Origin of the sequence: Paenibacillus sp. FSL R5-0378 (assembly GCF_038009285.1) — a bacterium.
Classification (GTDB): domain Bacteria; phylum Bacillota; class Bacilli; order Paenibacillales; family Paenibacillaceae; genus Paenibacillus_AQ; species Paenibacillus_AQ favisporus.
Map to the genome: position 1 here is coordinate 872,904 of NZ_JBBPAY010000001.1, position 13,767 is coordinate 886,670.

Below are 13,767 nucleotides of genomic sequence, written 5' to 3' on the forward strand. Positions count from 1 at the left end.
AACTCTCAAAACTGACCAACGAGTGAGTAACTAGCCGACCGGCTAGATTTAGTATTTGAATGCTTCCATCGCAGGAAGCGATTCTCCATAGAAAGGAGGTGATCCAGCCGCACCTTCCGATACGGCTACCTTGTTACGACTTCACCCCAATCATCTACCCCACCTTCGGCGGCTGGCTCCTTGCGGTTACCTCACCGACTTCGGGTGTTGTAAACTCTCGTGGTGTGACGGGCGGTGTGTACAAGACCCGGGAACGTATTCACCGCGGCATGCTGATCCGCGATTACTAGCAATTCCGACTTCATGCAGGCGAGTTGCAGCCTGCAATCCGAACTGAGACCAGCTTTGATAGGATTGGCTCCACCTCGCGGCTTCGCTTCCCGTTGTACTGGCCATTGTAGTACGTGTGTAGCCCAGGTCATAAGGGGCATGATGATTTGACGTCATCCCCGCCTTCCTCCGGTTTGTCACCGGCAGTCATTCTAGAGTGCCCACCCGAAGTGCTGGCAACTAAAATCAAGGGTTGCGCTCGTTGCGGGACTTAACCCAACATCTCACGACACGAGCTGACGACAACCATGCACCACCTGTCTCCTCTGTCCCGAAGGAAAGGTCTATCTCTAGACCGGTCAGAGGGATGTCAAGACCTGGTAAGGTTCTTCGCGTTGCTTCGAATTAAACCACATACTCCACTGCTTGTGCGGGTCCCCGTCAATTCCTTTGAGTTTCAGTCTTGCGACCGTACTCCCCAGGCGGAATGCTTAATGTGTTAACTTCGGCACCAAGGGTATCGAAACCCCTAACACCTAGCATTCATCGTTTACGGCGTGGACTACCAGGGTATCTAATCCTGTTTGCTCCCCACGCTTTCGCGCCTCAGCGTCAGTTACAGCCCAGAGAGTCGCCTTCGCCACTGGTGTTCCTCCACATATCTACGCATTTCACCGCTACACGTGGAATTCCACTCTCCTCTTCTGCACTCAAGTCACCCAGTTTCCAGTGCGAACCAAGGTTGAGCCTTGGCCTTAAACACCAGACTTAAATGACCGCCTGCGCGCGCTTTACGCCCAATAATTCCGGACAACGCTTGCCCCCTACGTATTACCGCGGCTGCTGGCACGTAGTTAGCCGGGGCTTTCTTCTCAGGTACCGTCACTCCGATAGCAGTTACTCTATCGGACGTTCTTCCCTGGCAACAGAGCTTTACGATCCGAAAACCTTCATCACTCACGCGGCGTTGCTCCGTCAGGCTTTCGCCCATTGCGGAAGATTCCCTACTGCTGCCTCCCGTAGGAGTCTGGGCCGTGTCTCAGTCCCAGTGTGGCCGTTCACCCTCTCAGGTCGGCTACGCATCGTCGCCTTGGTGAGCCGTTACCTCACCAACTAGCTAATGCGCCGCAGGCCCATCCGCAAGTGACAGATTGCTCCGTCTTTCATCATTCCCTCAGGAGAGGAAATGAGATATCCGGTATTAGCTCACGTTTCCGTGGGTTATCCCGGTCTTGCAGGCAGGTTGCCTACGTGTTACTCACCCGTCCGCCGCTAACCATCAGGAGAGCAAGCTCTCCATCAAGTCCGCTCGACTTGCATGTATTAGGCACGCCGCCAGCGTTCGTCCTGAGCCAGGATCAAACTCTCCAAGAAAGTTTGTAGCTCATTTTGAATCTGACGAGATTGATTTAATCTCAATCGCTCCGGTCATAAGACCATCGCGTTTATACTCACTCGTTGTTCAGTTTTCAAAGATCAAACTTCGTTTCGTTACCGGAAGCTCATCGCCTCAGCAACTTTTATAGTATATCATGCTCTCAGCAAGTTTGCAAGCTTTTTTTATACTTCTTTTAAAAAGCTGTGTTATCAACATTCCTGCTTTAAGAGGGCAAGAAATAATATAACACAGCCTTTAATATGAAGTCAACTATTTATGAAGAAATAATTTCGTTGATACATAATTGTCTTTGCTGTATCAGATTGATAATCTGTCCGTTGACAGAGACCATAGGCCGTGTCGGATGATTGCGGTCCGTGAAGACGATTTCTCCAATCTGATCATTGCTTAATCGGACAACGGTACCGTTATGAAATTCTGTCACTTTGCTGATCAATGTGCGAACGATGCCTGGATCCAGCTTACCAAAAGCCTCTGCATGAATTTGTTCCAGCACCAGGTACGGAGATTGGGCTTTCTGGTATATGCGATTCAGCGTCATGGCGTGGAATATATCTACGATCCCAACAATTTTCGCATAGATGTGAATCTTACCTCCATCCAGCCGGAGAGGATACCCTGACCCGTCTACCTTTTCATGATGCTGCAGAGCAGCCAAGCGTACGCCTTCATTAATGGCTGTTACATTTTTAAGCAGTTGATAGCCGTAGGTGGTATGTCTCTTCATCTCTCCAACTTCCTCTGCGGTAAGAGGCTGTGGCTTGTACAATACGGCCGGATCGATTTTGAAGTTACCGATATCATGGAATAACCCTGCAAAAGCAGCCTGCATCCAATCCTTCTGCTGTAACCCGATCCATTTGGCCAGCTGATAGGATGACAACGCACAAAGGACCGCGTGGTGATAAATATAGTCATACTCGCTCATGCTTCTTGGCGAAAAGGTTAATAAATTATAGTCCTTAATCTGTGAAATAAGGGCCTCCAACTGGCCCCTGAGTTCAAAAATCGGGATCTCTGCCGCAATGACGGAAGGGTATGTGCTTTTTACCAGCTGAATCATTCTGTCATATTCCTCTAGAAAACTGGAGCGTTGGACGGTTGTTACTGAGTCTTTTCGGGCCTGAACTGAAGGGACGCTCCGCTGCGGTATCGCCGCTCTGCTGTCAGCGGAACTCTTCGTTTCCTGCTCTCCGTTGTCAACGTCAACCGACTGTACCATAAATGCACGAAGGATTTCCAGGTCTCTCGGCAGCAGTACGGTTCCCTTCTGAAGCAGCAATCCGCCCAATGGCGTGTGAACATCCTTGGATAATTTTAAACCGGGTTTGATTTCTGTAATCGATACGCTGGCCATTGATCCATTCACTCATTTCCGACTCATATGGTGGTAATATACACCAATTATATTACGGATAAGAACGCTGTACAATTGCCTGCTTGCCATATGAAGCCAAGAAAAAAAGCATGAATCTGATAGAATCAGACTCATGCTCCTAGCTTTTGTCGTATTGACGGAATTATTCTTCGTCCGGTGCCTCATTCGAAGCATCCGTCATTTCAGGTGCAGGTGCTCCGGTGTCGTCAGGCTCCGCGCCTTCTTCCGATCCGTTGCCGACCTCTTGCCCTTCGATCAAGACTACGTCTTCATCGTCCGGATCGTCGCTCTTATCTACGCGGCATACGGTCGCTACAGAATCATCCTCACGGATGTTAATCAGCTTCACGCCCTGTGTGTAGCGTCCCATCGTGGAGATTCCCTCCATGCTGGTCCGGATCAACGTGCCGCTGGTGGTAATGATCATCAGGTCTTCCTCGGACTTCACGACCTTCAGCCCAACCACCGGTCCGTTCTTGTCCGTGACGTTGATGGTTTTAATCCCCTTACCGCCACGCGTTTGCGAACGGTAATCGCTGGCAGGGGTACGCTTGCCGTATCCCTTGGACGTTACGATCAGGACATCCAGCTCTTTATCGATGACGTCCATGCCGATCACCGAGTCGCCTTCATCCAGGGTAATCCCTTTAACCCCTGTCGCTCCGCGCCCCATCGACCGTACATCATGCTCAGAGAAGCGGATGGACATGCCGTGGGCTGTACCCATTATCATTTCCTGCTTACCATCCGTCAGCTTGACTTCAATCAAGCAGTCGTCTTCGCGCAAGTTGATCGCGATCAAGCCGCCTTTGCGGATATTCACGTAATCTTCGAGAGGCGTCTTCTTCACAACCCCGCTGCGGGTAACGAAGAACAGGTATTTGTCATCCTCAAACTCAGAGACCGGAATCACGGCATTGATCGTCTCTCCCTGTTCGATCTGAATGAGGTTAATAATCGCCGTTCCCCGGGCGGTACGGCCGAGTTCAGGAATTTCGTACGCTTTCAGGCGGTACACCTTACCCCGATCCGTGAAGAACATCAGGTAATTATGCGAGTTGGTAACGAAGAGATGCTCGACAAAGTCCTCATCCTTCATATCAAGCCCTGTCACCCCGCGTCCGCCGCGTTTCTGGCTGCGATAGGTATTGGCAGGCAGACGTTTGATGTATCCCGTATGCGTGATCGTGATAACCACTTCTTCACGCGGAATCAGGTCTTCATCCAGAATGCTCTCTTCACCAACGGTAATTTCGGTGCGGCGCTCGTCGCCGAAGCGCTCCTTGATTTCTTGAAGCTCATTCATAATAATGTCCAGAACGAGCTCTTCATTCGCGAGAATTTCACGGTACTCGGCAATCTTCACCATAAGCTCCTGGTACTCGCCCTCGATTTTCTCACGCTCCAAACCGGTCAGGCGCTGGAGTCTCATTTCCAGAATGGCCTGGGTTTGCTCGAGGCTTAGGCTGAATCGCTCGATCAAACGGTCACGGGCAATTTCCGTCGTCTGAGAAGAACGAATAATCGAGATGACTTCATCCAGATGGTCAAGTGCGATTCGCAAGCCTTCCAAAATATGAGCGCGGGCTTCCGCCTTTTTCAGATCATATTCGGTCCGGCGGCGGATAACTTCAATCTGGTGCTGCAAATAATAGTACAACGCATCGCGCAGCGTCAGAACCTTCGGCTCCTTGTTCACGATCGCCAGCATGTTGATGCCGAACGTGGATTGCAGTGCCGTATGTTTGTACAGATTATTCAGCATGACACTCGGATTGACATCACGGCGCAGCTCGATAACGATTCGCATACCGGTCCGGTCGGATTCGTCCCGCAGATCGGTAATGCCCTCGAGTCTCTTCTCGCGCACGAGCTCAGCGATTTTCTCGACCAAACGCGCTTTATTGACCTGATAAGGCAGCTCGGTCACAATGATGCGCGCTTTATTGTTGACTTCTTCAATCTCGGCTTTGGCCCGCATCGTGACGGATCCACGGCCAGTCTCATATGCCTGGCGGATTCCCTGCCGGCCTAAAATGAAGCCTCGGGTAGGGAAGTCAGGACCCTTGATATATTCCATCAGTTCCAGTGACGTAATGTCGGGGTTCTTAATGAGCGCCTGTACGCCATCAATCACTTCGCTCAAGTTATGAGGTGGAATATTGGTGGCCATACCGACCGCGATTCCCGATACCCCATTGACCAGCAGGTTCGGATAACGTGCAGGAAGCACAACCGGCTCCAGTTCCTCGCCATCATAGTTTTCGGTAAAATCAATTGTCTCTTTGTTGATATCGCGCAGCATCTCGATGGCGATCTTGGAAAGACGCGCTTCGGTGTAACGCATGGCTGCGGCAAAGTCACCGTCAACGGATCCAAAGTTTCCATGGCCTTCAACAAGCATATAACGCATCGAAAAATCCTGTGCCATACGAACCATGGACTCGTATACAGCCGAGTCACCATGCGGGTGATACTTACCGATGACCTCACCCACGATTCTCGCCGATTTCTTAAATGGTTTATCCGGATACATACCGAGCTCCGACATCGCGTACAGGATACGCCGGTGAACCGGCTTCATCCCGTCCCGCACATCCGGCAAAGCCCGGGAAACAATGACGCTCATCGCATAATCCATAAAGGATTCGCGCATTTCGTCGCGTATGTCCCGATCTTTGATTTGCGAGCCTCTTTCTTCCGCCATGGTGGACCTCCTCCAATTTCTATCAAACCACTAACATGTCTTTTCAGACGATTCATTTAGTACAGCAAATAAAAAATCAATATATGAGGAAAAACGTCTATCGACGTACAGTCTTTGCAGGCTGGGCCCAGCGCCCGTACTTCCGCAAAATCTCCCATAACTTTCAGGCTTATGCAAAGCCTGTAAAAGTTCAATTCCATCTTGCCCAAGCGAACCGAAAAACGCATAACCGCAGGGCCGAAAAGGTGAAATCAACGGACGAGAATCCGCAAACCCACCAACCTTTATTATATTACTTTCACAAAAAGAGCACAATTAAACGTTTGAGCGCCGCCGGCTCCGCAGCTGCCCAAGTTCCGTTTCTCTAGGGATTCGCCCGGCCTTCTGTGCCTTTTCCACATATACTGGTAGGGCAATAGGGACGCCTAGTGCTGTTTTGAGCAAACAAAACACCACATCTTTATATTATACCATTGTTTTGCTTGCTTGTCCTATGTTTTACGCCTGTGAACCGCGGAGAAGAAGCTCCGGCCGACAAGCACATAACAAGGCCAATCACGTAGAAAGGATGATATTTCTTGGCGATTCAACGTGTTGCAAGCAAATGGGCGAAAACCCAGGTCCTTTTACAGAGTCCACAGGTATCTCCTTACATTCCCTTAACGCAAAAATATACACGCACCACGCTGGGTAATATGCTTGAAAACACACCTCTTGTATACATTAAGCCGGACCGCGGCACATACGGCAACGGGGTCATGAACGTACAGCGGAACGGTGAACCTGACGCTCCAGCTGGCGAGCAGCCCCCCGAGGGCTCTCCCCACACTGGAGTGGAATATACTTTGCGCTACGGCACACGCTCCGAGACGTACCCGAACCTCGATGCGCTGCATCTGGCCATACTCAGGCACACAAGAGGAAAATTTTATATTATTCAGCAGGGGATCGTGACTTTGAAGTACGAGGAGCGCCAGTTTGATCTGAGAATTCTGACCCAAAAAACGCCGTACCGCCATTGGGAAACCACTGGCATCATCGGCCGGGTGGCCGCTAAGAACATGATCATCACGAATTACCATGGCGGAGGTTCCGTACGCCTGCTGAACGAGCTGCTCGAAGGGAACGTAAGCCCTGAAGAATCCCCGCTATTGGAACGAAAGCTGTTAGAGCTGGGTGTAGCCACTGCACAGCAGCTGCAGACCCAATTCCCCCGCATTAAGGAAATCGGTCTTGATGTAGCCATCGACGAACAACTCAATCCTTGGATCCTTGAAGTGAATACGCTCCCGGCCATCTTTCCGTTTAAAAAGTTCTTCAAGGATAAAAGCATCTACCGCCGCATAGAACGGTATGCGATCAACTACGGAAGGCTCCCCGGCAAAAGTAAAAGGAGAGGCAGCTATTAACAAAAACAAGAGAAGCTCCGGTTCCGGAAACTTCTCTTGTTTTGTCTGTCTATATCATCTAGGACTGGACTCACCAACAAGTTAAGGTGGGTTTCAAAGCTTAAATGTCCAGATTTTTAACTGTTTTTGCGTGTTCGTGAATAAAATCACGCCGCGGTTCAACGCTGTCACCCATTAGGGTGTCGAAAATAAGGTCTGCCTGCATGGCGTCTTCAATCGTCACCTGCAGCATGGTGCGGCTCTCCGGATCCATGGTTGTCTCCCACAGCTGTTCCGGATTCATCTCTCCCAGACCTTTATACCGCTGGATATTAACTTTGGCTCCCTCTCCGAACTCAGCGATGATTTCATCGCGCTCCTTCTCGGAACCGGCATAACGGACCGTCTTGTTGCGCTCAATTTTGAAGAGCGGCGGCTGCGCGATGTATACGTATCCCGCTTCCAGCAGCTGGCGCATGTACCGGTAGAAGAACGTCAGCAGCAGCGTGCGAATGTGCGCGCCGTCGACATCGGCGTCGGTCATGATAATGAGCTTGTGATACCGGGCTTTGCTGAGGTCGAAGTCTTCGTCGCCAATGCCCGTACCCATCGCTGTTACGATCGCCCGGATCTCCAAATTAGACAAAATGCGGTCGAGACGCGCCTTCTCAACGTTCAGGATTTTACCGCGGATCGGCAAAATCGCCTGGAAATGCCGGTCGCGTCCCTGCTTGGCGGATCCGCCCGCAGAGTCCCCTTCGACGATGTACAGCTCGCAAATGGACGCATCCTTCGAGGAGCAGTCCGCCAGCTTGCCGGGAAGGGCGCTGACTTCAAGCGCACTCTTGCGTCGCGTCAATTCACGGGCTTTACGTGCAGCTTCGCGCGCACGGGATGCCTGCAGCGCCTTTTCCAAGATCCGCCGGGATACGGCAGGATTCTCTTCCAGGAACTCGGACAGCTTCTCGGAGAAGAGCGATTCCACGATGCCGCGGACTTCACTGTTGCCGAGTTTGGTTTTCGTCTGGCCTTCGAACTGCGGCTCCGGAATTTTGACCGAAATAATGGCTGTCAGGCCCTCGCGCACATCGTCGCCGGACAGATTGGAGCCGTCTTTGACGAGGCCGCTCTTGCGGCAATATTCGTTAATAATCCGGGTCAAGGCGCTCTTGAAGCCGGATTCGTGGGTTCCACCCTCATGCGTATTGATATTGTTCGCAAAAGAATAAATGTTCTCGGTGTAGCTCTCGTTGTACTGCAGCGCGATCTCTGCTTGAATGTTGTCCCGTGAGCCCTCTACATAGATCGGCTCTTCATGAAGAACTTCCTTTTTCTCATTCAGGAACTTGACGTATTCGATAATACCGCCCTCGTACTTGAAGTAGTTGGAAGCTCCCGTACGCTCATCCGTCAGCGTCAAAGCAATGCCTTTGTTCAAAAAGGCCAGCTCGCGAATCCGCGTCAAGAGAGTATTATAGTCGTATTCCGTAGTCTCCGTGAAAATTTCCGGATCCGGCAGAAAGGTAACGGTCGTACCGTGCTCGTCGGTATCCCCGATGACTTTGACATCATACTGGGGCACCCCGCGCCGGTATTCCTGCTGATAAATATGCCCATTCAGCCTAACTTGGACAACGACTTTGGTGGACAATGCGTTAACAACCGATACGCCCACGCCGTGCAAGCCGCCGGATACCTTATATCCCCCGCCGCCGAACTTACCACCGGCATGAAGCACGGTCATGACGACCTCAAGGGTCGACTTTTTCAATTTCTCGTTCTCACCAACCGGAATACCGCGCCCGTTGTCGACAACCGTGATGCTGTTATCCTTGTGGACAATGACTTCGATATGGTCGCATACGCCCGCCATCGCCTCGTCGATACTGTTGTCCACCACTTCCCAGACCAGGTGATGGAGTCCTTTGACGCTGGTCGATCCGATATACATGCCCGGCCGTTTGCGGACGGCTTCCAGACCCTCCAGAACCTGAATCTGACTCTCATCATATTGCGGTTGATTCATAGACATGCCTGTCACCTACTTCTATATATTCTACGTTTGCTGATTGGAGTGTACCTGCGTTCACAGTGTCCTAAGCGTTGGCGAAGAAGACATTCGCCCGCTTCTTAAGCGTGGATGAGGAAATTGGAGAGTAATAGACGGTGCTCTTCGTCACGACGATGGATTTGGCTTCCTCTTCGCCGATGTACTCCACGTTCTTTTCCTGCCGGGCATGGCTAACAAACTGCTTTGATATTTTGGAGGATTTCTCGATCGAAATGTCAAAGATCGCAACCAGCTCCGCAGAACGGATGATTTTTTCACCGCCCAGATGGATATACATAACCATTCCCCATTCCTTAAGAGTCGACCTGTCCCGCATGAACATGATAGATGTTCGCGTTCTTCAGTTTATCGGCATTCAAACTTTCGATTCCCGTCGCCGTGATAAAGGTTTGAACCTTGCTCTGAAAAGTCTCAATCAATTGCGTTTGCCGGTAAGGATCAAGCTCGGACAGCACATCATCCAGCAAGAGCACCGGATACTCTCCGATCTCCTCCTGGATCAGTTCGATTTCAGCCAGTTTAAGAGACAGAGCGGTCGTTCTCTGCTGTCCCTGTGAACCGTACGTATGGACTTCCTTGCCGTTAATGAAAAAGGCCATGTCGTCGCGGTGAGGCCCGGCAAGGGTCATCCCGCGGCGCACTTCTTGATCCTTCACTTGTGATAACTTTAACATAAATTGTTCAAAAAGATAAGCTTCATCTTCCTCCTCGGCGTCGCCAAACGACGGCTGATAGACAAGCTTCAGCGATTCTCCGCCGCTTGTGATGCCTTGGTGGATCGTTTCCGCCCACTTCTGCAGCTTTATTATGAATTGTTTCCTCTTTTTGATGATTTTAACACCGTGCTCTACGAGCTGCTGATCCCAGATTTCCAGCATGCCCGGCTTCACGCTGTCTTTCCCCCACATCTGTTTCAACAGGTTGTTCCGCTGGTTAAGAACTTTCTGGTACTGCTGCAAATGATAGAGATATCCCGGTTGGACCTGGCCGATCTCCATATCAAGGAACCGCCGGCGGATGCCCGGTGTGCCTTTCACAATTTCCAAATCTTCCGGGGCAAACATCACCACGTTCAGCGCACCGATAAAATCGCTCAGCTTCCGCTGCTCGAGTCCGTTAATCTTCGCCTTCTTCCCCTGTGGGGACATCGTCAAATCGAGGGTAAGCGGACCGTACTTCTTATCCACAACCGCGGACAGATGCGCGCTTCCTCCTTCAAACGAAATCAGCTCCCGATCTTTTGAGGTCCGGTGACTTTTGGTTAATGCCAACACAAAAATAGCCTCCAGCAAATTGGTTTTGCCTTGGGCATTTTGTCCGATCAGCAGATTTACGTCTCCAAAAGAATCCAGCTGCAGCTTCTCGTAGTTGCGATAATGCTGCAGACTGATATTTTTAACAAACACGCCTTATCCTCCCCATCTTCGCCGGCCGCCGCCGACAGCAGCGGCCTGGGGGCACTTTATGCCTCTTGTGCTACCACAAATTCGCCGCAGTCCGTCACTTTGACCTGATCGCCCGGATACAGCTTCCGCCCCCGGCGGTCTTCCGGCTCCCCGTTTACGGTTACCATGTTCTCCGCCAGCAGAGCTTTGGCCATTCCCCCTGTGGATACGCAGTTGGCGAGCTTCAGAAATTGATCAAGCTTAATATATTCACTGTGGATAACTATTTTGTTCATCAGGAATCCTTTCGCTGTGGACAAGTTTTGCTTTAGTTGGTGGTCCGGTACGGAAGAATAACGTACAGGCTTTGGCTGTCATCCACCGGCTTCAGAATGATCGGGCTCATGATGCCGGTAAAGGCAATTTTGAGCTGCTCGCTTTCCACCACTTTCAGCACGTCCAGCATATATTTCGAGTTAAACGAGATTTTCAGAGGTTCCCCTTTAAAATCAATCACGTCCAGCTCTTCGCGCACTTTACCGAGTTCCGATGAGCTGGAAGAAATTTCGATACCGCCATGCTCCATCGTCTGCAGGCGTACGATATTCGTCTTCTCCTCTCTGGAGAGCAAATAAGCGCGGTCGATCGACTCGCTTAATTTTTTTGTGTCCAAAACCAGTTCTGTTTTGTAGTTTGTCGGAATAATCCTAGAAGTATCCGGATAAATGCCATCCAGGATGCGGGAATAGAACAGGACCCGGTCGATCTTGAACAGCACCTGGTTGTCGGCCACGACGATATCGACCAGCGTATTCTGGTCGGGAATGATTTTGCTCAGCTCGTTCAGCGTCTTACCGGCAATAACGACATTATGAAACTTCACTTCGTCGGCCCCTTCCAAATGAGCGGAGCGGGTGGCCAGGCGATGCCGGTCGGTAGCGGTAAACTTCAGCTCGTTTTGATCCAGGTTCCACAGAACCCCCGTCAGGATCGGTGTCGTCTCATGCGTGGAAATGGAAAAACCGGTTTGGCGGATCATGTTTTTGAGCAGCGCTCCCGGCAGGGAAATCGTTTGGTTCCCCTCGATATCAGGCAGCACCGGGAATTCTTCCGGATCCAGTCCGACCATCTGAATTTCGGTGGCTCCCGAGGAAATAAAGGTTTGGAACTGGTCTTTGACCTCCATTTGAATTTCCTGAGAAGGCAGCTTCTTGATAATTTCCACGAAGAATTTGGCCGGCAGCACGACGCTGCCCGGTTGTTCGACCGTAACGATGGTGCGTTCGCTATCCTCCACCGGAATAAAGGACTGAATGGAAATATCGGTGTCGCTCGCTGTGAGAGTAACTCCCGAATGATTCACGTCCAGCTTGATGCCGGACAAGATCGGAATGGTGGTTCGGCTCGATATCGCCTTGGATACGTGCTGGATGGATTCGTTAAGAACGTTTTTAAGGATGCTGATTTTCATAGTTTCACTCCTAGCAGGAAATTCGGATTGCAAGACTACTCCGGTATGCCGGCTGCGTGCAGCCTATTTATGAATATTATTTTATTTAAATAATATAGTAATAGCAGTAGGCGCCCTGAATTTGTGGATAAGTTCAAAAACCTCAATAAAATCAAGCCTATTCACATGTGTATAGATTGTGCATAGGCTTTGAACTTGTTCAGGTTGGATTTTTGATTTTTTCCGTGATGTTATTGATGACTTTGAACAGATCCTGGTCCTCTTTCAGAGACTGGGATATTTTCTCGTGGGCATGGATGACGGTCGTATGGTCTCTTCCCCCGAAGGCCTCGCCAATTTTGGGCAGCGAGAAATCCGTCAGTTCCCTGGACAAGTACATGGCGATCTGTCTTGGAAAAGCGACGGCCTTAGTCCGTTTCCGCGCTTTGAAATCCTCAAGCTTCAGGTTGTAGTACTCCCCGACCTTCTGCTGAATGTCCTGAATGGTGATCATCTTCGGTCTGCTGGACGGGATGATATCCTTCAGAGCTTCGGCAGCCAGATGCGTAGTCACATCCTGATTGGTCAGCGATGAATAGGCGACGACGCGAATCAGCGCCCCTTCCAGCTCCCTGATGTTCGTGTCGATCTGATTGGCGATATACATCATCGCTTCATTCGGAATATCGAGATTCTCCGCCTTTGCCTTCTTCCGCAGGATCGCGATCCGCGTCTCCAGGTCCGGCGGCTGGATATCCGTAATCAGCCCCCATTCAAAGCGCGAGCGCAGCCGATCCTCCAGCGTCGGTATTTCCTTGGGCGGCCGGTCGCTTGAGATGATGATCTGCTTCTGTTCCTCATGCAGGGCGTTGAATGTATGGAAAAATTCCTCCTGTGTCGACTCCTTGCCTGCCAGAAACTGAATATCGTCAATCAGCAAAATATCGACGTTCCGATACTTGTTGCGGAAACTCTCGGCCCGGTTGTCACGGATGGAGTTGATGAATTCATTCGTAAATTTCTCGGAAGAGATATATACGACCCGGCTGGCGGGATTGTGCTCCAGAATGTAGTGTCCGATCGCATGCATCAAGTGGGTTTTGCCAAGCCCTACCCCTCCATACAAAAACAAAGGGTTGTACGCCTTCGCCGGCGCTTCCGCGACAGCCAAAGAGGCCGCGTGAGCAAACCGGTTGCCCGAACCGATGACGAATGTGTCAAATGTATATTTCGGGTTAAGCATATGGGTTAGAGCCTCGTCAGGGGTCGCCTGAGGCATGGGCGCGGGCTGCTGTGGGGTAAGTTCGGCAGGCTTGTTCTCTTCGATGACGAATTTCACGTCAACCTGCTTCCCCAACACTTCATAGATGGTGGAGCTAACGAGTTTTGTGTAGCGGCTTTCCAGCCATTCGACAGCAAATGTGGTTGGAGCGGAAATTACGATGGAATGCTCGCTCATTTGTATCGCTTTGGTTGCTTTAAACCAGGTGTCAAAACTCGGCTTGCTGAGCTTGGTATGAATAATGGATAGGATTTGCTGCCATAATTCGGAAGTATGGCTGTCCACAGACTGTCACTCCTTTAAATCTTCCAAATGTGGCTGGGATCGAGCCATGAGTGGAAATGTCGAAAAAAGATGAATGGTGCAGAATATATCCCCAGTTTCAAAAACGGGGGAAAATAAAAAAAGTGGACAAATTGAAATTGTTCACAAGTTTA

Annotated in this window: 9 protein-coding genes and 1 rRNA gene; 1 reads left to right on the plus strand and 9 read right to left on the minus strand. The window is 50.6% G+C overall.

The features are described 5' to 3' along the window. Positions 1 to 91 precede the first annotated feature (91 nt). The 3 genes from MKY74_RS03880 to gyrA form a co-directional block, all read right to left on the minus strand. A 16S ribosomal RNA gene (locus tag MKY74_RS03880) occupies positions 92 to 1,644 on the minus strand. Positions 1,645 to 1,922: 278 nt separating this feature from the next. Further along, positions 1,923 to 3,026, minus strand: a complete 1,104-nt coding sequence (locus MKY74_RS03885; RefSeq protein WP_076172524.1) for an HD-GYP domain-containing protein — start codon at positions 3,024 to 3,026, stop codon at positions 1,923 to 1,925. Between the two features lie 163 nt (positions 3,027 to 3,189). Then, positions 3,190 to 5,754 carry a DNA gyrase subunit A gene (gene gyrA, locus MKY74_RS03890; protein WP_076172522.1) on the minus strand — a complete coding sequence of 855 codons (2,565 nt, stop codon included), beginning with the start codon at positions 5,752 to 5,754 and terminating at the stop codon, positions 3,190 to 3,192. Positions 5,755 to 6,332: 578 nt separating this feature from the next. On the opposite strand from gyrA, the gene MKY74_RS03895 reads away from it, so the two are divergent. Further along, positions 6,333 to 7,163 (plus strand): YheC/YheD family protein, encoded by an 831-nt coding sequence (locus MKY74_RS03895; RefSeq protein ID WP_076172517.1) that lies wholly within the window; start codon positions 6,333 to 6,335, stop codon positions 7,161 to 7,163. A 100-nt stretch (positions 7,164 to 7,263) separates the two neighbouring features. Here MKY74_RS03895 and gyrB read toward each other — a convergent pair whose 3' ends face one another. From gyrB to dnaA, 6 genes are all read right to left on the minus strand, one after another. After that, positions 7,264 to 9,174, minus strand: coding sequence for a DNA topoisomerase (ATP-hydrolyzing) subunit B (gyrB, locus tag MKY74_RS03900; protein WP_076172515.1), 1,911 nt, complete (start codon positions 9,172 to 9,174; stop codon positions 7,264 to 7,266). A 64-nt stretch (positions 9,175 to 9,238) separates the two neighbouring features. Next, the gene (remB, locus tag MKY74_RS03905; protein WP_076172512.1) at positions 9,239 to 9,490 is read right to left on the minus strand and encodes an extracellular matrix regulator RemB; all 252 of its coding nucleotides are present in this window, start codon (positions 9,488 to 9,490) and stop codon (positions 9,239 to 9,241) included. A gap of 16 nt (positions 9,491 to 9,506) precedes the next feature. After that, a complete protein-coding gene (recF, locus tag MKY74_RS03910; protein WP_076172510.1) occupies positions 9,507 to 10,619 on the minus strand; it encodes a DNA replication/repair protein RecF in 1,113 nt (370 codons plus the stop codon). Between the two features lie 56 nt (positions 10,620 to 10,675). Next, positions 10,676 to 10,894 (minus strand): S4 domain-containing protein YaaA, encoded by a 219-nt coding sequence (yaaA, locus tag MKY74_RS03915; protein ID WP_076172508.1) that lies wholly within the window; start codon positions 10,892 to 10,894, stop codon positions 10,676 to 10,678. A 32-nt stretch (positions 10,895 to 10,926) separates the two neighbouring features. Further along, positions 10,927 to 12,069 carry a DNA polymerase III subunit beta gene (gene dnaN / locus MKY74_RS03920; protein WP_076172506.1) on the minus strand — a complete coding sequence of 381 codons (1,143 nt, stop codon included), beginning with the start codon at positions 12,067 to 12,069 and terminating at the stop codon, positions 10,927 to 10,929. A gap of 199 nt (positions 12,070 to 12,268) precedes the next feature. Further along, entirely contained in the window at positions 12,269 to 13,615 is a 1,347-nt protein-coding gene (gene dnaA, locus MKY74_RS03925; protein WP_076172504.1) for a chromosomal replication initiator protein DnaA, read from the minus strand. Between the last annotated feature and the right edge of the window lie 152 nt (positions 13,616 to 13,767).